Source organism: Aquipuribacter sp. SD81, assembly GCF_037153975.1.
In the GTDB taxonomy this organism is placed as follows: Bacteria; Actinomycetota; Actinomycetes; order Actinomycetales; family JBBAYJ01; genus Aquipuribacter.
The window spans coordinates 1-19120 of record NZ_JBBAYJ010000018.1 but is presented as its reverse complement, the minus strand read 5'-3'; the positions used below and the strand labels follow the sequence as shown (position 1 = coordinate 19120).

Sequence of the window (19120 nt, the reverse complement as noted above, 5' to 3'; positions counted from 1 at the left end):
CGCGGGCCGCCGGTAGCCTCGGCGACCGTGCGCATCGCGAGGTACACGGCAGGCGAGGACCCGGTCTACGGCGTCGTCGAGGGCGAGGTCGGCGAGGAGGTCGTCCACCAGGTCGTCGGCGACCCGCTGTACGTCGAGCCGACCCGGACCGGGCAGTCCCACGCGCTCGCCGACGTCCGCCTGCTCGCGCCGGTCATCCCGCGCAGCAAGGTGGTCGGCATCGGCAAGAACTACGCCGACCACGTCGAGGAGATGGGCGGCGGCACGCCCCCCGGCGAGCCCGCGGTGTTCCTCAAGCCCAACACGTCGGTCGTGGGGCCGATGGACCCGATCGTGCTGCCGTGGCAGTCGGAGGAGGTCCACTACGAGGGCGAGCTCGCCGTCGTCATCGGCCGGCTGTGCAAGGACGTGCCGCCGGACCGTGTGCCGGAGGTGGTCCTCGGCTACACGTGCGCGAACGACGTGACCGCCCGCGACCTGCAGAGGAGCGACCTGCAGTGGGCGCGCGCCAAGGGCTTCGACACGTTCTGCCCGCTCGGGCCGTGGCTCGTCACCGCCGACGAGCTCGCCGTCGAGGACCTGCGTCTCACCACGCGCGTGGACGGCGAGGTCGTGCAGGACAGCCGCACGAGCCTGCTGCTGCACGACGTCGTGCGGCTCGTGAGCCACGTGAGCGAGGCGTTCACGCTGCTGCCGGGCGACGTCATCCTCACCGGCACGCCCGCCGGGGTGGGTCCGCTGCGCGACGGGCAGGTCGTCGAGGTGGAGGTCGAGGGCATCGGGGTGCTCCGCAACCCCGTCCGCGACTCCGGTGACGGGGGTGCCGCGTGAGCCCGCAGCTGCACGAGGTCGCCCGCCACGGCGAGCACGCCGCCGACGTGCCCGTCCGCGTCCGCTTCTGCCCGTCGCCCACCGGCAGCCCCCACGTCGGCCTGGTCCGCACGGCGCTGTTCAACTGGGCGTACGCCCGCCACACGGGCGGCACGTTCGTGTTCCGCATCGAGGACACCGACGCCGCGCGGGACTCCCGGGAGTCCTACGACGCGCTGCTGGACTCCCTTCGCTGGCTCGGCCTGGACTGGGACGAGGGCCCGGAGGTCGGCGGCCCCCACGCGCCGTACCGGCAGTCGGAGCGGCGCGCGCTGTACGACGACGCGATCGCCCGGCTCGTGGAGGCCGGGCACCTGTACGAGTCGTTCTCCACCCCCGCCGAGGTCGAGCAGCGGCACCGCGACGCCGGCCGCGACCCCAAGCTCGGCTACGACAACCACGACCGCTACCTCACCGACGGCGCGCGGGAGGCGTTCCTCGCCGAGGGCCGGGTGCCCGTCCTGCGCTTCCGCATGCCGGACGCCGACGTCGTCGTCGACGACCTCGTGCGCGGCGAGATCCGGTTCGCGCAGGGCTCGGTGCCGGACTTCGCGGTCGTCCGCGCCAACGGCGACCCGCTCTACACCCTCGTCAACCCCGTCGACGACGCCCTCATGGGCATCACGCACGTGCTGCGCGGGGAGGACCTGCTGAGCTCGACGCCCCGCCAGGTCGCGCTGTACGACGCACTGGCCGCGGTCGGCATCGGTCACGGTGCGCCGCGCTTCGGCCACCTGCCGTACGTCATGGGCGAGGGCAACAAGAAGCTGAGCAAGCGCGACCCGGAGTCGAACCTGCTGCTGCACCGCGAGCGCGGGTTCCTGCCCGAGGGGCTGCTCAACTACCTCGCGCTGCTCGGCTGGGGCCTCGCGGAGGACCGGGACGTCTTCACGCTGGAGGAGATGGTCGAGGCCTTCGACGTCGTCGACGTCAACGCCAACCCCGCCCGCTTCGACGTCGCGAAGGCCGAGGCCATCAACGGCCAGCACCTGCGGGCGCTGCCGCCCGGCGAGCTCGCGCGCCGGGTCGTGCCCTACCTCGGTGGCCTCGTCGACGACCCGCCGACCCCCCGGCAGGCCGAGCTGCTGCAGGCCGCGGCCCCGCTCGTGCAGGAGCGCATGACCCTGCTCGGGCAGGCCCGGGACATGCTCGGCTTCCTCTTCGTGCCGGACGTCGCGCTGCTGCTGGACCGCGACAGCGTCGACGCGCTGCGGCCCGAGGCGCCGCAGGTGCTGCACGCCGCGCTCACGGCGCTGGAGGAGGTCCCCGTGTGGGACACCGCCTCGATCGAGGCGGCGCTGCGGGCGGCGCTCGTGGACGGCCTGGGCGTCAAGCCGAAGTTCGCCTTCGCGCCGGTCCGGGTCGCCGTCACCGGCCGGCGGGTGTCGCCGCCCCTGTTCGAGTCGATGGAGCTGCTGGGCCGGGACGGCTCGCTCGCCCGGCTGCGGCGCCTGGCCGGCGAGCTCGACGCCGCGCCGCCGGAGGCCTAGCCGAGCGGCACGAGCCACGCCTGCACGAGCAGCTCCCGGCTGCTCGTCGGCGGCTCCTCCAGCAGCCGGTCGGGCTCGCTCGTCGTGAGGTCGACGACGGGCTCGGCGGTGCGCCCGGTCGCGTCGGCGACCAGCTGCCCGCTCGCCCGGTCGCCGACGAGCACGACGGGCGTCGCGCCGTTCGCGCGCGCCCCCGCCGCGGCGGTGCGGAGCACCACCCCCAGCTCGGCCTCGGCCGCGGGGGTGCCGGCGACGTCGGCGGGCGGCTCGACGCCGACGAACGGCACCCCGCACAGCGCCCGCACGACGGGCGCCCACTCGACGCGGGCCCGGAACCCCACCGCCAGGACGGCCGGGTCCGGCCCCGCCGCCTCCAGCGCGCCGCACACGTCCTCCGCGGCCTGCGCCTGCCCGACCTCCGTCGCCTCGACGGCGACGGGTGCGGTGGCGGCCGCCGTCGGCACGAGCAGCAGCAGCGACAGCGCGGCGCCGACGAGGGGCCGAGCGGCCCGCCGCGCCCGGTCGGGTCCGCGTAGCCGGGCGACGACCCACGCGACGGCGGCCGTCGCGCACAGCACGACGAACGGGTACGTCACCGTCACGTAGCGCCGGTCCGCCCACGGGTGGTCGGGCGTGATGGCGGGGCGGTACAGGGACACGACGCTCACCGCGAGCGCGAGCCCGAACGGCAGGACCCACCCCGGCAGCGGCCCGCGGGCGAGCAGCGCGCGGACCCCGAGCACCGTCAGGACCACCGACGCGACCGCGGCGAGGGCCACGGTCGGCGGGCCGAGCCACCACACGAGCCACGTGACGGTGTCCTCGGCGTAGGTCCGCCAGCCGTCGGGGGCCAGGCCCTGCTGGGCCTGCAGCGCCTCGACGAAGTCGTCCTGGCCCGGCAGGTACGGCGCGCGGCGGTCCACGAGCCACAGCGGGCGGCTCGCCAGGACGAGCCACGCGAGCGCGACGACACCGCCGGCCAGCCACGGCAGCGCCCGGCCGAGCGCCGTCACGGCCGCGGGAGCACCGCCCGCCCAGCGCTCGGCGAGGGGCAGCCCGACGGCGAGCGCCGCGCAGCACACGACGAGCAGCACGAGACCGCCGAGCAGCAGCGGGCCGAGCGAGCTCATGACGGAGGCGATGTACGCCGAGTCCCAGAACGCCGTCGCCCAGGCGGCGGGCACGGCGGTGCCGAGCGAGCCGAGCGCGAGCGGGAGAGCGGCCGGGTGGCGCCGGCCCGCGAGCACGGCGACGACCGGGACGAGCAGGAGCAGCTCGCGGGCGGCGTCGATGCGCACGAGCAGGTTGGCCCCGAGCAGCAGCCCCGCGACCAGCCCGAGCGCGCGCGCCCGGCGGCGGGCGGCGAGGTCGGCGACCGCCCCGCCGCCGGCGTCGACGGCGGCGACGAGCAGCGCGACGCCCGCCGCGAGGTACAGCAGGGAGAACGGTTCCGAGAACGTCTGGCGCGCGACCAGCGCGAAGGGCTGCGCGCACGCGAGCAGCGTGACGGCGAGCAGCGACCAGCGGCCGACGAGCCGGGCCGCGAGCGCCCCGACGGCGAGCACCGCGAGGCCCGCGGCGAGCGCGGGGAGGACCGCGAGACCCGTCCAGCCCGCGACCCACCAGGCGACGCTCAGCAGGGCCGGGACCCCGACGAGGAACTGCGGCTGCACCCTCAGGGTGGGGGCCCCGTCCAGCACCGGTCCCGGGACGGAGTAGTTGGCGGCCGCGCCGACCCGCACCCAGGGGTCGGCCGCCGACAGGCCGAACGTCTCCACGCCGGGGTCGAGGGGCACACCGCCGTAGCGGGCGAGGGCGAGCGCGTACGTGGCGTAGGCGCCCGGGTCGCGCCGGACGACGACGTGCTCGCCGGCGGCGACGACGCCCCACCCGACGACGAGGACCGCGACGACCGCGAGCGCGACGGCGGTCGCGGGCTCCGTGCGCGGCAGGCGGAGCCGCGGCAGCACGGTGACGACGAGGGCGACGCCGACGAGGCCGGCGACGGCGGCCGAGAACGGGGACCACGCGCCGACCTGCTGCGCGAGCCCCGCCCACAGCACGACGGGGAGCGCGAGGAGCGCCGCGGCGACGGGCACCTGCAGCGGCAGCGCCGTGCCGGCGGTGGCGGCCGGTCGGGGGACCGGGGCCGTGCGACCCGTCGTGCGACCCGTCGTGCGGCCCGTCGCGAGCGCGTCCACCGAGCGGCCTCCCGCCTCGCGCGTGGTCCGGTCCCCGCGGGTGCGAGGCGGCGCGGGCCCCGCCCGCAGGCGCCCACGGTACGCACCCGCCGGGCCGCACGACGCCGGGCGCACGGCCGGCACGCGCCGGGGCGCGGGCGTTTTGGACCGCCCCCCGACCTCGGCTACCCTGGCTCCCGGCACGTCCGCCCGCGGACGGACCACCCATGGGGTATGGGGTAATTGGCAGCCCGGCTGATTCTGGTTCAGCTAGTCTAGGTTCGAGTCCTGGTACCCCAGCTCAGGGGACTGAGCGGCACACGGAGCACCACCTCGTGTGCGGTAGTCTTCACCGGCCCGGTCAGGGCACCTAGGGCCCCGTCGTCTAGCGGCCTAGGACGCCGCCCTCTCAAGGCGGTAGCGCCGGTTCGAATCCGGTCGGGGCTACACCACAGCGAAGGCCCGCTCCCTGCTGGGAGCGGGCCTTCGTCGTCGTCGGACGCCCCGGAGCCGGCCTCAGCGGGCGACGGGCCGGGGCGAGGCGGCCGGGACGCGCAGGCCGTTGCGGGCCGCGCCGTCCGCGCGGTGCTCGGGGCGCACGGTGCGTGCCGTCCGGTACGCCGGGGGCGCAGGCGGCAGCGGGCCTGCGGCCGCGGGGGCCGTCATGACGGCGACGCCCTCCCCGCCGGCCCGGCGCAGCGCCTCGGTGAGCCGGTTGGCGGCGGCCATGACGGCGGCGGCGTGCATGCGGCCCGGCTGCCGGGACAGCCGCTCGATGGGCCCGGACACGGAGATGGCGGCGATGACGCGGCCCTGCGAGCCGCGCACGGGCGCCGACACCGACGCGACACCCGGCTCGCGCTCGCCGATCGACTGCGCCCAGCCGCGGCGGCGCACCTGCGACAGCGTCGTGGCCGAGAAGCGCGCGCCGATGAGGCCCTTGTGGAGGCGGTCGGGCTCCTCCCACGCCAGCAGCACCTGCGCGGCGGAGCCCGCGAGCATGGTGAGGGTCGCGCCGACCGGGACGCTGTCGCGCAGGCCGCTCGGGCGCTCCGCCGCGGCGACGCACACCCGGTGCTCGCCCTGCCGGCGGTAGACCTGCGCGCTCTCGCCCGTGTGGTCGCGCAACGCCGCGAGGACGGGCTGCGCGGCGGCGAAGAGACGGTCCTCGCCCGCGGCGGCCGCGAGCTCCGCGACCCGGGGGCCGAGGACGAAGCGGCCGTTGCCGTCGCGGGCGACGAGGCGGTGGTGCTCGAGCGCGACCGCGAGGCGGTGCGCCGTGGGACGGGCGAGGCCCGTGCTCTCCACGAGCTGCGCGAGCGTGACGGGGCCGCCCTCGAGGGCTCCCAGCACGACCGCGGCCTTGTCCAGGACGCCGACTCCGCTACCCTTGTCCACGAGTCGATACTGCCGTCTCGGTCAGTGGGATGGCAAGTGCGTCGCCGAAGTCGCCGGCGCGACCATCGGCTCACTCGGCAGCGGCCCGCACCGGCCGCAGGAGGGCAGGCACACCGATGGGCAGGACGCTCGCGGAGAAGCTGTGGGACGCGCACGTCGTGCGCAAGGGCGAGGGGCAGGAACCGGACCTGCTCTACATCGACCTGCACCTCGTGCACGAGGTGACGAGCCCGCAGGCGTTCGAGGGCCTGCGGCTGGCCGGCCGCCCCGTCCGCCGCCCGGACCTCACCATCGCCACCGAGGACCACAACGTCCCCACCGACCCGGGCGTCGGGCGCACCACGCTCATCGCCGACCCGGTGAGCCGCACGCAGGTCGACACCCTGCGCAGCAACTGCGAGGAGTTCGGGGTCCGGCTGCACCCGCTCGGCGACGTCGAGCAGGGCATCGTCCACGTCGTCGGCCCCCAGCTCGGCCTCACGATGCCGGGCCTGACGGTCGTGTGCGGCGACAGCCACACCTCGACCCACGGCGCCTTCGGCGCCCTCGCCTTCGGGATCGGCACGAGCGAGGTCGAGCACGTCCTCGCGACGCAGACGCTGCCGCTGCGCCCGTTCCGCACCATGGCGATCACGGTCGACGGCGCGCTGCCGGAGGGCTCGACCGCGAAGGACATCATCCTCGCCGTCATCGCCCGCATCGGCACCGGCGGCGGCCAGGGCTTCGTGCTGGAGTACCGGGGCGAGGCCATCCGCAGCCTGTCCATGGAGGCGCGGATGACCATCTGCAACATGTCGATCGAGGCCGGTGCGCGGGCCGGCATGATCGCGCCGGACGAGACGACGTTCGACTACCTCCGGGGCCGCCCGCACGCCCCGCAGGGCGCGGACTGGGACGCCGCGGTCGAGTACTGGCGGACGCTGCGCAGCGACGACGACGCCGTCTTCGACGAGGAGGTCGTCCTCGACGCCGCCGACATCGAGCCGTTCGTCACGTGGGGCACCAACCCCGGTCAGGGCGTGCCGCTGTCGGCCAGCGTGCCGGACCCCGCCGCGATGCCGGACCCGTCGGCCCGCGCCGCGGCGGAGCGGGCGCTGGAGTACATGGCGCTGCAGGCCGGCACGCCCATGCGCGAAGTCAAGGTCGACACCGTCTTCATCGGCTCGTGCACGAACGGTCGCATCGAGGACCTGCGCGCCGCGGCCGAGGTCGTCCAGGGCCGCCACAAGCACCCCGACCTGCGCGTCATGGTCGTGCCCGGCTCGGCCCGCGTGCGGCTGCAGGCGGAGGAGGAGGGCCTCGACGTCGTCTTCAAGGAGTTCGGTGCGGAGTGGCGCGGCGCCGGCTGCTCGATGTGCCTCGGCATGAACCCCGACCAGCTGTCGCCGGGGGAGCGCAGCGCCTCGACGTCGAACCGCAACTTCGAGGGCCGGCAGGGCCGCGGCGGGCGCACGCACCTCGTGAGCCCGCTCGTCGCCGCGGCGACCGCCGTCCGCGGCACGCTGTCGAGCCCCGCCGACCTGGTCTGAGGAGGAACCGTCATGGAGCCGTTCACCACGCACACCGGCACGGGCGTCCCGCTGCGCGCGAGCAACGTCGACACCGACCAGATCATCCCCGCCGTCTACCTCAAGCGGGTCTCGCGCACCGGGTTCGAGGACGGCCTGTTCTCGGCGTGGCGGCAGGACCCGGGCTTCGTGCTCAACCGCGAGCCGTACGCCACAGGCAGCGTGCTCGTCGCCGGGCCGGACTTCGGCACGGGGTCCTCGCGCGAGCACGCGGTCTGGGCGCTCAAGGACTACGGCTTCCGGGCCGTGCTGTCCTCGCGCTTCGCCGACATCTTCCGCGGCAACGCCGGCAAGCAGGGTCTGGTCGCCGGCCGCCTCTCGCAGGAGGACGTCGAGCTGCTGTGGAAGCTGCTCGAGGAGCAGCCGGGGCTGGAGGTGACCGTCGACCTCGAGCAGCGGCAGGTCCGCTGCGCCGACGTCGTGTGCCCCATGGAGGTGGACGACTACACGCGCTGGCGGCTCATGGAGGGCCTCGACGACATCGGGCTCACGCTGCGCCACGAGGCCGAGGTCGCCGACTTCGAGGCGCGGCGGGAGGCGTGGCGACCGACCACGCTGCCCGCCCTGCCGACGCCCTCGTGACCGCGCGGCCGTGACCCGCAGGCCGTGACCGCCCGGCCGTCCCGCCCCGCCGACCCGGCGTTCGACGGGACCTCCTACGCCGCGGCCACCGCCCACCACCGGGCGCACGACGACGAGGTCCTCGCGCCGGTGCGGTGGCGGGCGGGGCTGCGGGTGCTCGACGTCGGCTGCGGGGTCGGCGACCTCACCCGGTCGTTGGCGGACCTCGTGGCGCCGGGCGGGGAGGTGCTCGGCGTCGACGCCTCGGCCTCGCAGGTCGACGTCGCCCGCGCCGGGGGCGCGCGGCCGGACGTCCGCTTCGCGGTCGCCCGCGTGCAGGACCTCGACGCCGTCGTGCCGGACGGCTGGGCCGATGTCGTCGTGTCCGTCGCCACCCTGCACTGGGTGCCGGAGGCCGACCAGCCCCGCGCCCACGACCGGCTCGCGCGGGTGCTCGCGCCCGGCGGCACGCTGCGGCTCGACCAGGGCGGCGCCGGGCAGATCGGGTCGGCGAGGCCCGTGCTCGACGACGTCGCCGCCGCGCACGGCCTCGGCCCGTCGCCGTGGTTCTTCCCCGACGCCCGCACGCTCGGCGACCTGCTCGCGGGGGCGGGCCTGGTCGTCGACGACGTGCGGCTCGTGCGCCAGCGCCGCGCGCTGCCGGACCGGGACGCGATGGCGGCGTGGCTCGTGAGCCAGGTCCTGCCCGGGTACCTGCGCGGGCCCGACGCCCCGCGCGGCGAGGACCGGCGGGCGCTGGAGCGGGCGGCCGTGGCCGCGTGCGCGACGGCGCTGCGGCGGGCGGACGGGTCCTACGACCAGGACTACGTGCGGGCGCAGGCGCTCGCACGCGCACCGCTCGGCGGCTCACGCGTGGACCGGGCGACGGCCTACCCGTAGCGTGACCGGCGCCAGGACCGCCCGAGGCCAGGAGGCAGCCGTGAACAGGAGCGACCTCGTCGCCGCCATCGCCGAGCGCATCGGCGACAAGAAGAAGGCCAAGCAGGCCGTCGACGCCCTCGTCGAGGCGATCACGGACGCCGTGGCCCGCGGGGAGAAGGTCGCCGTCAGCGGCCTCGGCACCTTCGAGCGCGCCTACCGGGCCGCCAGCGAGGAGCACGTCGACGTCGCGGGCGTCACGGTGCCGAAGTTCGAGCCGGCCAAGGGCTTCGCCGTCCTCGTCGATGAGGCGAAGGGCCTCGGGGTGCAGGCGATCGCCGTCGCGGCCGCCGCCGTCGCCGAGGGCAAGAAGGGGTCGCAGGTCGCCAAGGTCGCCAAGAAGGCGCAGGTCAAGGCCGAGAAGAAGTTCGGCAAGAAGGCGCGTCCCGTCACGCCCCCCGCCGAGGCGGTCCCGGCCGAGCCCCGCAGCACGACGCCGACCACCTCCGGTCGCGCGAGCGTGCCCGAGGCGGCGACGCAGGCCGCCACCCCGACCGCGAAGAAGACGGCGGCGAAGCAGGCGCCGGCGAAGAAGACGACCGCGAAGAAGACGACCGCGAAGAAGACGACGGCGAAGCAGGCGCCGGCGAAGAAGGCGACGCCGGCGACGACGACCGGCACGGCGACCGCGACCGACGCGGACAGCCGCAGCACCGACTCGACCGCCACGCTGCCGCCCACGCGCGCCAGCAGGACGACCGCGAAGAAGACGGCCGCGAAGAGGACGACGGCGCAGAAGACGACGGCGCAGAAGACGACCGCGCAGAAGACGACCGCGAAGAAGACGACCGCGCAGAAGACGACCGCGAGGACGACCCCGGCGACGAAGGCGACGGCGGCGGGTACCTCGGCGAGCACGACCGCGGGCACGACGACCGCGGGCACGACGGCCGCGAGGAAGACGACCGCGAGGAAGGCGACCGCGAGGAAGGCGACGGCGAGCGGCGCGACGCCGCCGGCCGCGTCGACGTCGAGCACGCCGGACGAGTCGGGCACGACGACGCCGACCGTCACGAAGGCCACCGCGCCCGGCGCGGCGACGCGCACCCCCGCGAAGCGGACGACGGCCCGGAAGTCCGCTCCGGCGAGCCGCTCGGCGGGCACGCGCTCGACCGGCGCGACGCCCACGCGCCGCCCGGCGGTGCGGTCGACGCCGACGCCGTCGAGCAGCGCCGCGGCCGGCACCGGTCAGGAGGGCGCCGGCGGCACGGCCTCGACGACGTCGGGGGACGACACCTGAGCCGCCCTGACCTGCCGGATGCCGGATCGGCGGCACCGATGCGCCACCATGGGGCCGTGACCGACACGCTCATCGTCCACGGCGGCTCGCCGCTGCACGGGCGCATCCGGCTGCGGGGCGCCAAGAACTTCGTGTCCAAGGCGATGGTGGCCTCGCTGCTCGGCGAGACCCCGAGCCGGCTGCGGAACGTGCCCGACATCCGCGACGTCGGCGTCGTCACGGGCCTGCTCGAGCTGCACGGCGTCTCCGTCAGCAACCAGGGCGAGGAGGGGCTGCTCCTCGACCCGAGCGAGGTCGAGAGCGCCCACAGCGCCGACATCGACGCCCACGCCGGCACGAGCCGCATCCCGATCCTGCTGTGCGGACCGCTGCTGCACCGCCTCGGCGAGGCGTTCATCCCGGACCTCGGCGGCTGCCGGATCGGCGACCGGCCGATCAACTACCACCTGGAGTCGCTGCGGCGCTTCGGCGCGACGGTCGACAAGCTCGCCTCCGGCATCCGGATCACGGCCCCGCACGGCCTCACGGGCACCCGCATCGAGCTGGAGTACCCCTCGGTCGGCGCCACCGAGCAGGTGCTGCTCACCGCCGTCCGGGCCGAGGGCGTCACCGAGCTGAAGAACGCCGCGACCGAGCCGGAGATCCTCGACCTCATCGCGGTGCTGCAGAAGATGGGCGCCATCATCAGCGTCGACACCGAGCGGGTCATCCGCATCGAGGGCGTCGACCGGCTCGAGGGCTACGACCACTACGCCCTCACCGACCGCATCGAGGCCGCCTCGTGGGCGTGCGCCGCGCTCGCCACGAAGGGCGACGTGTTCCTCGAGGGCGCCACGCAGCCGGAGATGATGACGTTCCTCAACACCTTCCGGAAGGTGGGCGGCCGCTTCGACGTGCAGCAGGACGGCATCCGCTTCTGGCACCCCGGCGGCGACCTGTCCTCGATCGTGCTGGAGACCGACGTCCACCCCGGCTTCATGACGGACTGGCAGCAGCCGCTCGTCGTCGCCCTCACCCAGGCGAGCGGGCTCAGCATCGTCCACGAGACGGTGTACGAGAACCGCTTCGGCTTCACCGAGGCGCTGCGCGAGATGGGCGCGACGATCCAGGTGTACCGGGAGTGCCTCGGCGGGGCGCGGTGCCGGTTCGGCCAGCGCAACTTCCAGCACAGCGCGGTCATCTCCGGCCCCGCGAAGCTGCACTCCGCCGACATCACCGTGCCGGACCTGCGGGGCGGCTTCAGCCACCTCATCGCCGCGCTCGCCGCCGAGGGTACCTCGCGGGTGCACGGCATCGGCCTCATCGACCGCGGCTACGAGCACTTCGGCGACAAGCTCGCCGCGCTGGGGGCGATGGTCGAGCGCGGCTGAGCCGCCCCTCGGAGGGCGCCCGCGGCCTCGGTGGTCCTGGCGCCCGTCCCGTGCTCGAGCAGCTCCGTCAGCTGCGCGAGCGTGTCGACGTCGTGGCGCACGCCCCACGGGGCCTCCCGCAGCCGGCGCGCCCCGAGCGCCTCGTGGCGGGCCGCCGAGCCCGCCCCGAAGGACGGCCGCAGCGACTGCGGCCGGGAGGCCGCGAGCAGCGACGTGCCCGTGCCGTCGGCGTCGGGCACCACGACCTGGCCCGCGCCGCCGGCCAGGAGCCGGGCGCAGCCGGCGAGGGTCTCGACGAGCTCGTCGGGCCGCAGCGACGGCAGGTCCGCGAGCAGCACCGCGCACGGCCGGTCGGGCCGGGCGGTGGCCGCCCCGGCGAGCACCGCGGCGTCGAGCCCCGACCCCGGGTCGCGGACCACGCGGGCGCCGAGCGCGGCGTGCTCCCGTGCGGTCGGCTCGTCGGCGGTGACGACGACGACGTCCGCGACGGGTCCGTCCGGCGCCCGGCACGCGAGCACGGCGGCCACCGTGTCGAGGGCGACGGCGCGGGCGAGGTCGGCCCGTCGGGCCGGCCCGGGCGGCACGAGCCGCGACTTGGCGCCGGGCCCGCCCTTGACGGGCAGCACGACCGTCCAGCCGGGGTGGGCCGTGGCGGCGGGGGCGCTCATCGTCCCGATCGTCCCACCGGGCGCGACGCTAGGGTGACCGCGTGAGCGCCGGCCCCGAGACCTCGTCACGGCAGGGGTGGGGGTACCGCCTCACGGTCGCGGTCGTCGTCCCCGTGCTCCGGCTGCTGGCGCGGCGGGACTGGCGCGGTGGCGAGCACCTGCCCGACGCGGGTGGTGTGGTGGCCGTGTCGACGCACGCGAGCGAGCTCGACCCCCTCACCTTCGCCCACTTCGTCCACGGGCACGGGCGCATCATGCGCTTCCTCGCGAAGGCGAGCCTGTTCCGCGTGCCCGGCCTCGGGGCGCTGCTGCGCAGCGCCGAGCAGATCCCCGTGCACCGCGGTGGCGACGCGAGCGCGACGTACCGCTCCGCCGTCGAGGCGGTCGAGGCGGGGCTGCTCGTCGCGGTGTTCCCCGAGGGCACCCTCACGCGCGACCCCGACCTGTGGCCGATGCGCGGCAAGACCGGTGCGGCCCGGATCGCGCTCAGCACGGGTGCGCCCGTCGTGCCGATCGGGCAGTGGGGCCCGCACCGTGTCCTGCCGCGCTACGGGCGCGTGCTCCGGCCGTTCCCCCGGAAGACGGTCCACGTGTGGGCGGGCCCGCCCGTCGACCTCGACGACCTCCGCGGCCGGCCGCTCGACCAGGCCGTCCTCGTCGAGGCGACCGACCGCATCATGCGCGCCCTCACCGCCATCGTCGCCGAGCAGCGCGGTGGGACGCCGCCCGCGACGCCCTTCGACCCGCGCGCCGCGGGCGTGCCGGAGACCGGCCGGTGGACCGGCGAGGAGGGCCGGCGCCCGTGAGCGGTGCGACGGTGTGCGTGCTGGGCAGCGGGTCGTGGGGCACGACGTTCGCAACCGTCACCGTCGACGCGGGCTGCCGCACCACGCTGTGGGGCCGGGACGCGGAGACCGTCCGGGCTGTCACCGAGGACCACGAGAACCCGCGCTACCTGCCGGGGGTCGCGCTGCCGCCGGGCCTGGCCGCGACCACCGACGCCGCCGCCGCGGTCGCGGCCGCCGAGGTCGTCGTCGTCGCGCTGCCGTCGAAGGTGCTGCGGGCGACGGTGGCGCCGCTCGCGGAGCACGTGCGCCCCGACGCGGTCCTCGTCAGCCTGTCCAAGGGCGTCGAGCACGGCACGGACCGGCGCATGAGCCAGGTCGTCGCCGACGCCGGCGGCGTGCCGGACACCCGGGTGGCGGTGGTGAGCGGGCCGAACCTCGCCCGGGAGATCGCCGCGCGGCAGCCCACCGCGACGGTCGTCGCCGCGAGCGAGGAGGCCGTGGCCGAGCGGGTCGCCGCCGCGTGCTCGACCGACTACTTCCGCCCGTACACCAACACCGACGTGGTGGGCGTCGAGATCGCGGGGGCGATGAAGAACGTCATCGCGCTCGCGGTCGGCATGGCCGTCGGCCTCGGCATGGGCGACAACTCCCGGGCGTCGCTCATCACGCGCGGGCTCGCGGAGACCGCGCGGCTCGGCGCGGCGCTCGGCGCGGACGCGCAGACCTTCGCCGGGCTCGCCGGGATGGGCGACCTCGTCGCGACGTGCACGTCGCCGCTCAGCCGCAACCGCACGTTCGGGGAGGAGCTCGGCCGCGGCGGCACGGTCGCCGACGTCGTCGCCCGCACCCGGCAGACCGCGGAGGGGGTCGTGTCGTGCGGCTCCCTGCTGCACCTCGCCCGCTCGCTCGGCGTCGACGTGCCCATCACCGAGGCCGTCACCGAGGTCGTGGAGGACCGGCTCCGCCCGCCGGACCTCGCCCGGCTTCTGCTGTCGCGCGCCCGCAAGCCCGAGGGGGCCTGAGCGCTACCGCGCGGTCCGGGTCGCGCCGTCGAGGGCCTGGGCGAGGTCCGCCCACAGGTCCTCGGCGTCCTCGATGCCGACCGACAGCCGCAGCAGGCCCTCCGGGACGGCCTCGGGCTCCGCGGCGTGCCGGCGGCGTCGCTCGAGGAGGGACTCGACCCCGCCGAGGCTCGTCGCGTGCACCCACAGCCGGGTCGACGCCGCGACGCGCTCGGCGCTCGCCGCGTCGGGCAGGTCGAGGGCGAGCAGCGTGCCGGGCCCGCGCATCTGCGCCTGCGCGACGGCGTGCCACGGGTCCTCGGGCAGCCCGGGGTAGCGGACGCGGAGCACGGCGGGGTGCTCCTGCGCGCGCCGGGCCACGAGCCCCGCCGTCGCCTGCGCGCGCTGCAGGCGCACGTCGAGGGTCCGCAGACCGCGCAGCGCGAGCCACGCCTCGAACGGCCCCGGCACGGCGCCGGTGCGGGTGCGGTGCTCCCGCAGCGCCGTCGCGAGGGCCGGGTCGGCGGCGACGGCCGCGCCGAGCAGCACGTCGGAGTGCCCGGCGACGGCCTTGGTGAGCGAGTGCACGACGACGTGCGCGCCGAGCGCGAGCGGGTTCTGCAGCAGCGGCGTCGCGAAGGTCCCGTCGACCGCGACGAGCGCGCCCGGCGCCGCGGCCGCGACGACCTCACGGACGTCGGTGAGCTCCATCGTCGGGTTGACGGGGGTCTCCAGCCACACCAGCCCCGTGCCCGGGACGGCCGCGGCCCGCGCGAGCGCGCCCGGCTCCGCCGGGTCGACGGCCACGACGTCGACCCCTCGGGTGTCGCGCAGGTGCCGGAGCAGCGCGACGGTGCCGGAGTACGCCCGCGCCGGCACGACCACCCGCGTCGAGCCGCCCGCGTGGGCCAGGGCCACCTCGACCGCGGCCGTCACCGCGGCGATGCCGGACCCGAGCAGGACCGCCTCGCCGCCCTCGAGCTCCCCGACGGCGGCCTCCAGCGCCTCCCACGTGCTCGTGCCGACCCTGGCGTAGTTGCGCACGGCCGGGTCGGCGAGGCCGTCGGGCCCGGTGCCGGCGTGGAAGGTGCTGCTCAGCTCGACGGAGGGGTTGAGCGGGCCGCCCGGCACCGCGGGCGGTCGCCCGGCGTGCACGAGGCGGGTGGCGGGGGAGTCGGGCACGCGCGCCAGCGTAGGCGTGCGCCCGCACCGGCACGGTGGCCGCTAGCCTCGCGGGCCATGAGCAGTCCCGCGGGCGGCGCCCGACGACCCCGCGTGGCGGTCCTCTTCGGCGGCCGCTCGGGCGAGCACGGCATCTCCTGCGTCACGGCCTCCGGGGTCCTCGCGGCGCTGGACCGCGAGCGCTACGACGTCGTCGCCGTCGGCATCACGCGCTCGGGGGCCTGGCTGCTCGTCGACGACGACCCCGCCGTGTGGCGGCTGCGGGGCCGGGACCTGCCGGAGGTCACCGACGCGTCCGCCGTGCAGCCGGGCCACGTGCTGCCGGCGACCGACTCCGCCGCGCCCGGCCTCGTGCGCGTGCCCGCCGACGGTGCGCCCGTGCCCGTCGGCGACGTCGACGTCGTGCTGCCGCTCCTGCACGGGCCCTACGGCGAGGACGGCACCGTGCAGGGCCTGCTCGAGCTCGCCGGGACGCGCTACGTCGGCTCGGGGGTGCTCGCCTCCGCGGCGTGCATGGACAAGCACACGATGAAGGTCCTCCTCGCCCACGCCGGCTTCGCCGTCGCCGACTGGGTCCTGCTGCAGCCGTCGGACTGGCGCGGCGAGGACGGCCCGGCCGCCACCGCGCGCCGGGTGAAGGAGCTCGGGTCGGCGCCCGTCTTCGTCAAGCCGTCCCGGGCCGGCAGCAGCCTCGGCATCACCCGGGTCGACGACCCCGCCGACACCGAGGCGCTGCTCGCCGCCCTCGACACCGCGGCCGAGCACGACCCGCGGGTCCTCGTCGAGGTCGGGGTGAGCGGCCGCGAGGTCGAGTGCGGCGTCCTGGGCGGCGCGGACGGGGCTACGCCGACCGCGAGCGTCTGCGGCGAGATCGTCGTGCACGGCGACGGCTTCTACGACTTCGAGGCGAAGTACCTCGACGGCTCCGCGGTCGACCTCGTCGCGCCCGCGGACCTGCCCGACGACGTCGCCGCGCACGTGCGCGAGCGCTCGGTGGCGGCCTTCGCCGCGCTCGGCTGCGAGGGCCTCGCGCGGGTGGACTGGTTCGTCGAGCCGGGCGGCGACCCGGACGCGCCGGGCGGGGCGCGGCTCGTGCTCAACGAGCTCAACACCATGCCGGGCTTCACGGCGACGTCGATGTACCCGGTGCTGTGGGACAGCACCGGCGTCGACTACCCCGAGCTCGTCGACCGGCTGCTCCGGCTCGCCCTCTCGCGCCCCACCGGCCTGCGCTGAGGCCGCCGGGCGGGTCGCCCGCTCAGCCGAGGCAGACGGCCTCGGACGGCAGGCCCGCCACGGCCGGTCCGACCTCGGGCAGCACCGACAGCGTCGCCGGACCGTACGTCGCCGGCACCTCGACCTCGACCGCCGGTCGGCGGCCGTACGTGGTGAGGATGGCGCCCGCGTCGGAGGAGGCGAGGAGGACCCAGTCCACCTGCTCGCCCTGCGGCCCCGTCACCGTCACGCACTCGGCGGCCGTCGGCCCCGTGGGCTCCACCCCGCACCGCAGCAGGACGGCGGGGTCGCCCCACGCGGCCGTGCCGGCGCCGGTCGTCTGCCGGGCCGGCTCCCCGGCGACGGTGCGTGGCAGGGCCGCGAGCAGGTCGTCGCAGGCCGGCGCGGCGGCGTCCGGGCCCGCCTCCACGGCGAGGGGCCCGGAGCAGGCACCCAGCAGCAGCGCCGCGGCCGGCGCGAGGGCGGCGGGGCCCGGCCTCAGACGTTGACGACCGGGCACGTGAGCGTCCGGGTGATGCCCGGCAGCTCCTGCACGCGCGCGACCACGAGACGGCCGAGCTCGTCGAGCGTCTCGGCCTGCACCTTGGCCACGACGTCGTAGGGACCCGTGACGTTCTCCACCCCGACCGTCTCCGCCATGCTGCGGATGGCCTCGGTCACGGTGCCGGCCTTGCCGACCTCTGTCTGCACGAGGATGTACGCCTGGACCACGGCCCGACCGTAGTGCCCCTGGAGGACGACCGCATGGACAGCCGCACCGTCGCCGACGCCGGCGAGGACGCCCTCGTCGCGCACGTGCTGGCGGCGCTCGGCGCGCCGCGCTCGCCCGACGTCCTCGTGCCGGCGGGCGACGACGCCGCCGTGCTCGCGACCGGCGGGGCCGTCGTGGTGAGCACCGACACCCTCGTGGCCGGCGTCGACTTCCGCGAGGACTGGTCGAGCGGGCGGGAGGTGGGGCGCAAGACCGTCGTGCAGGTCCTCGCCGACGTCGCGGCGATGGGCGCGCGACCGACCGGGCTCGTCGTGTCCCTCGCCGCGCCCGGCCACCTGCCGCTGGCGTGGGCGGAGGAGCTGGCTGCCGGCCTGCGCGAGGAGGTCGCCGCCGCCGGCGCCGACGTGCTCGGCGGCGACGTCGCGGAGTCACCGGTCGCGGTCGTCACCGGGACCGGGCTGGGTGTCCTCGACGGGCCCGCGCCCGCGGTCACGCGGGCCGGGGCGCGACCGGGCGACCTCGTCGTGCTCGGCCCGATGCCGGGGCGTCCGCTCGGGGCCTCCGCCGCCGGGCTCGCGGTGCTCGGCGCCGGGCCCGGGGTGCTCGAGGGGCTGCTGCGCGACCCCGACGCCGAGGTCGTCGAGGCGGTGCGGCTGTGCCTGGCGGCGCACCGGGCCCCGGCCGTCGACCACGCGGCCGGCGCGCGGGCGCGTGCCGCGGGCGCCACGGCGATGATCGACGTGAGCGACGGCCTGGTGCGCGACGCCACCCGTCTCGCCCGCGCCTCGGGGGTCGTCCTCGACCTGTCAGCCGCGGCGCTGGCGGCGCCGGCCGTCCTCGAGCGGGTCGCGACCGCGCTGGGGGAGCCGGCGGGGACCGCGGGCCGGTGGGTGCTGACGAGCGGGGAGGAGCACGCGATGCTCGCCACCGTCGGAGCGGACGCGACCGGGCTCGACGGCTGGCGGGTCGTCGGTACGTGCCGCGCCGCCCCGGACGGGGCGGCGCCGGTCCTGCTCGACGGCGAGGACGTGCGCCGCCGGGTCGGTGGTGCGGGCGGCTGGACGCACTACGGCCGCCGTCCCGGGCGGGACGACGGCCGCGAGGTGCCGTAGGGACGGCAGGTCGGCGCCGGGGTCAGCGCGTGACCTTGCCCGCCTTCAGGCAGGAGGTGCAGACGTTCATGCGCTTCGGCGTCGCGCCCACGAACGCACGGACCCGCTGGATGTTCGGGTTCCAACGACGCTTGGTGCGCCGGTGCGAGTGGGAGATGCTGTGACCGAAGCCGGGGCCCTTGCCGCAGACGTCACAGGTGGCAGCCACGGGTGTCTCCTCGGAAGCAGTTGGATCAGGGGCCGCCCGTGCCGGGCGCCCTCGGGGACGTGAGCCCCCCGGGTACCGGCAGGCAACCACGACAGACTACCGGACGACCCGGGTGCTCCCTGACGGCGTGCGTCCGGGGTCCTCCGTATCGTGCGCGGCATGACGGGCGAGGACGGGCACGCCGCGGCGGGCGGGCCGCTGTCGCGCGCCCGGCTCGTGCGGTGGGCGCACCTCGTCGCCGAGCGGCTCGAGCGCGCGCGGGCGCAGCTCGACGCCCTCAACGTCTTCCCGGTCGCCGACGGGGACACCGGCACCAACCTCGCCCTCACCGTCTCGCGCGCCCTCGGCGCCGCCGACGACGCCGACGGGGTGGCGCGGGCGCTGCTCGTGCAGGCGCGCGGGAGCTCGGGGGTCATCGCCAGCCAGCTCGTCCGCGGCTGGACCGAGGTGCTGCTGGCCGCCGACGCCGCCGGCCGGCGCCCGCTGGACGCGCCCGGCGGGGTGCCCGCCGGTGCCGTCGCCGAGGCGCTCGCCCGCGGCGACGCGCTCGCCTGGCAGGCCGTCGCCGAGCCGGTGGAGGGCACGGTGCTGTCGGTG

At 76.7% G+C, this 19120-nt stretch carries 18 protein-coding genes, 2 tRNA genes and 1 pseudogene; 14 read left to right on the top strand and 7 right to left on the bottom strand.

Annotated elements, in window-relative coordinates; all coding sequences use genetic code 11:
• Window positions 1-27: 27 nt before the first annotated feature.
• Window positions 28-831 carry a fumarylacetoacetate hydrolase family protein gene (locus tag WAA21_RS11870; protein WP_336923020.1) on the top strand — a complete coding sequence of 268 codons (804 nt, stop codon included), beginning with the start codon at window positions 28-30 and terminating at the stop codon, window positions 829-831.
• Entirely contained in the window at window positions 828-2360 is a 1533-nt protein-coding gene (gene gltX / locus WAA21_RS11865) for a glutamate--tRNA ligase (protein ID WP_336923019.1), read from the top strand. The genes WAA21_RS11870 and gltX overlap by 4 nt, the downstream gene beginning before the upstream one ends.
• Here the strand turns inward: gltX and WAA21_RS11860 are convergent.
• Window positions 2357-4561 carry a hypothetical protein gene (locus tag WAA21_RS11860; RefSeq protein ID WP_336923018.1) on the bottom strand — a complete coding sequence of 735 codons (2205 nt, stop codon included), beginning with the start codon at window positions 4559-4561 and terminating at the stop codon, window positions 2357-2359. The genes gltX and WAA21_RS11860 overlap by 4 nt on opposite strands.
• A 207-nt stretch (window positions 4562-4768) precedes the next feature.
• On the opposite strand from WAA21_RS11860, the gene WAA21_RS11855 reads away from it, so the two are divergent.
• A tRNA-Gln gene (locus tag WAA21_RS11855) sits at window positions 4769-4840 on the top strand.
• A 74-nt stretch (window positions 4841-4914) separates the two neighbouring features.
• Window positions 4915-4987 (top strand) — tRNA-Glu (locus tag WAA21_RS11850).
• A 237-nt stretch (window positions 4988-5224) separates the two neighbouring features.
• On the opposite strand, the pseudogene WAA21_RS11845 reads toward WAA21_RS11850, so the two are convergent.
• Window positions 5225-5938, bottom strand: a pseudogene (locus tag WAA21_RS11845) (IclR family transcriptional regulator); the annotation flags it as partial.
• A 116-nt stretch (window positions 5939-6054) separates the two neighbouring features.
• On the opposite strand from WAA21_RS11845, the gene leuC reads away from it, so the two are divergent.
• From leuC to murA, 5 genes are read left to right on the top strand one after another with little or no spacing between them, the layout of a single operon-like run.
• Entirely contained in the window at window positions 6055-7467 is a 1413-nt protein-coding gene (gene leuC / locus WAA21_RS11840; RefSeq protein WP_336923017.1) for a 3-isopropylmalate dehydratase large subunit, read from the top strand.
• 12 nt (window positions 7468-7479) lie between these two features.
• On the top strand, window positions 7480-8088 hold the full coding sequence (leuD, locus tag WAA21_RS11835; protein ID WP_336923016.1) for a 3-isopropylmalate dehydratase small subunit: 609 nt from the start codon (window positions 7480-7482) through the stop codon (window positions 8086-8088).
• 24 nt (window positions 8089-8112) lie between these two features.
• Window positions 8113-8967: a class I SAM-dependent methyltransferase gene (locus tag WAA21_RS11830; RefSeq protein ID WP_336923015.1), complete on the top strand. Its 855-nt coding sequence runs from the start codon at window positions 8113-8115 to the stop codon at window positions 8965-8967.
• 40 nt (window positions 8968-9007) lie between these two features.
• The gene (locus tag WAA21_RS11825; protein WP_336923014.1) at window positions 9008-10246 is read left to right on the top strand and encodes an HU family DNA-binding protein; all 1239 of its coding nucleotides are present in this window, start codon (window positions 9008-9010) and stop codon (window positions 10244-10246) included.
• Window positions 10247-10302: 56 nt separating this feature from the next.
• Entirely contained in the window at window positions 10303-11616 is a 1314-nt protein-coding gene (murA, locus tag WAA21_RS11820) for a UDP-N-acetylglucosamine 1-carboxyvinyltransferase (protein WP_336923013.1), read from the top strand.
• On the opposite strand, the gene cofC is transcribed toward murA, so the two are convergent.
• Complete coding sequence (cofC, locus tag WAA21_RS11815) at window positions 11559-12284, bottom strand: 2-phospho-L-lactate guanylyltransferase (RefSeq protein ID WP_336923012.1); 726 nt, start codon at window positions 12282-12284, stop codon at window positions 11559-11561. The two genes, murA and cofC, sit on opposite strands and share 58 nt — an antisense overlap.
• Window positions 12285-12325: 41 nt before the next feature.
• Here cofC and WAA21_RS11810 point away from each other — a divergent pair, with 41 nt between their 5' ends.
• Complete coding sequence (locus WAA21_RS11810; protein WP_336923011.1) at window positions 12326-13090, top strand: lysophospholipid acyltransferase family protein; 765 nt, start codon at window positions 12326-12328, stop codon at window positions 13088-13090.
• On the top strand, window positions 13087-14094 hold the full coding sequence (locus WAA21_RS11805) for an NAD(P)H-dependent glycerol-3-phosphate dehydrogenase (protein WP_336923010.1): 1008 nt from the start codon (window positions 13087-13089) through the stop codon (window positions 14092-14094). Before WAA21_RS11810 ends, WAA21_RS11805 begins: the two co-directional genes overlap by 4 nt.
• Window positions 14095-14097: 3 nt before the next feature.
• Here WAA21_RS11805 and WAA21_RS11800 read toward each other — a convergent pair whose 3' ends face one another.
• Complete coding sequence (locus WAA21_RS11800; protein WP_336923009.1) at window positions 14098-15255, bottom strand: trans-sulfuration enzyme family protein; 1158 nt, start codon at window positions 15253-15255, stop codon at window positions 14098-14100.
• 57 nt (window positions 15256-15312) lie between these two features.
• Here WAA21_RS11800 and WAA21_RS11795 point away from each other — a divergent pair, with 57 nt between their 5' ends.
• Entirely contained in the window at window positions 15313-16491 is a 1179-nt protein-coding gene (locus tag WAA21_RS11795; RefSeq protein WP_336923008.1) for a D-alanine--D-alanine ligase family protein, read from the top strand.
• A gap of 22 nt (window positions 16492-16513) precedes the next feature.
• Here the strand turns inward: WAA21_RS11795 and WAA21_RS11790 are convergent, their stop codons facing one another.
• Window positions 16514-16990, bottom strand: a complete 477-nt coding sequence (locus tag WAA21_RS11790) for a DUF3515 family protein (RefSeq protein WP_336923007.1) — start codon at window positions 16988-16990, stop codon at window positions 16514-16516.
• Window positions 16969-17202 (bottom strand): Lrp/AsnC family transcriptional regulator, encoded by a 234-nt coding sequence (locus WAA21_RS11785; protein WP_336923006.1) that lies wholly within the window; start codon window positions 17200-17202, stop codon window positions 16969-16971. The genes WAA21_RS11790 and WAA21_RS11785 overlap by 22 nt, the downstream gene beginning before the upstream one ends.
• Window positions 17203-17235: 33 nt before the next feature.
• On the opposite strand from WAA21_RS11785, the gene thiL reads away from it, so the two are divergent.
• On the top strand, window positions 17236-18315 hold the full coding sequence (gene thiL, locus WAA21_RS11780) for a thiamine-phosphate kinase (RefSeq protein ID WP_336923005.1): 1080 nt from the start codon (window positions 17236-17238) through the stop codon (window positions 18313-18315).
• A gap of 22 nt (window positions 18316-18337) precedes the next feature.
• On the opposite strand, the gene rpmB is transcribed toward thiL, so the two are convergent.
• Window positions 18338-18523 carry a 50S ribosomal protein L28 gene (rpmB, locus tag WAA21_RS11775; protein WP_336923004.1) on the bottom strand — a complete coding sequence of 62 codons (186 nt, stop codon included), beginning with the start codon at window positions 18521-18523 and terminating at the stop codon, window positions 18338-18340.
• Window positions 18524-18682: 159 nt separating this feature from the next.
• Here rpmB and WAA21_RS11770 point away from each other — a divergent pair.
• Window positions 18683-19120 (top strand): DAK2 domain-containing protein (locus WAA21_RS11770; RefSeq protein ID WP_336923003.1); only part of this gene is annotated, 438 nt, incomplete at its 3' end.

Bases quoted from the DNA above. Each gene is read 5' to 3' on its own strand.
- leuD (WP_336923016.1), top strand. From the start codon at position 7,480: ATGGAGCCGTTCACCACGCACACCGGCACGGGCGTCCCGCTGCGCGCG.
- leuC (WP_336923017.1), top strand. From the start codon at position 6,055: ATGGGCAGGACGCTCGCGGAGAAGCTGTGGGACGCGCACGTCGTGCGC.
- thiL (WP_336923005.1), top strand. From the start codon at position 17,236: ATGGACAGCCGCACCGTCGCCGACGCCGGCGAGGACGCCCTCGTCGCG.
- cofC (WP_336923012.1), bottom strand. From the start codon at position 12,284: ATGAGCGCCCCCGCCGCCACGGCCCACCCCGGCTGGACGGTCGTGCTG.
- WAA21_RS11795 (WP_336923008.1), top strand. From the start codon at position 15,313: ATGAGCAGTCCCGCGGGCGGCGCCCGACGACCCCGCGTGGCGGTCCTC.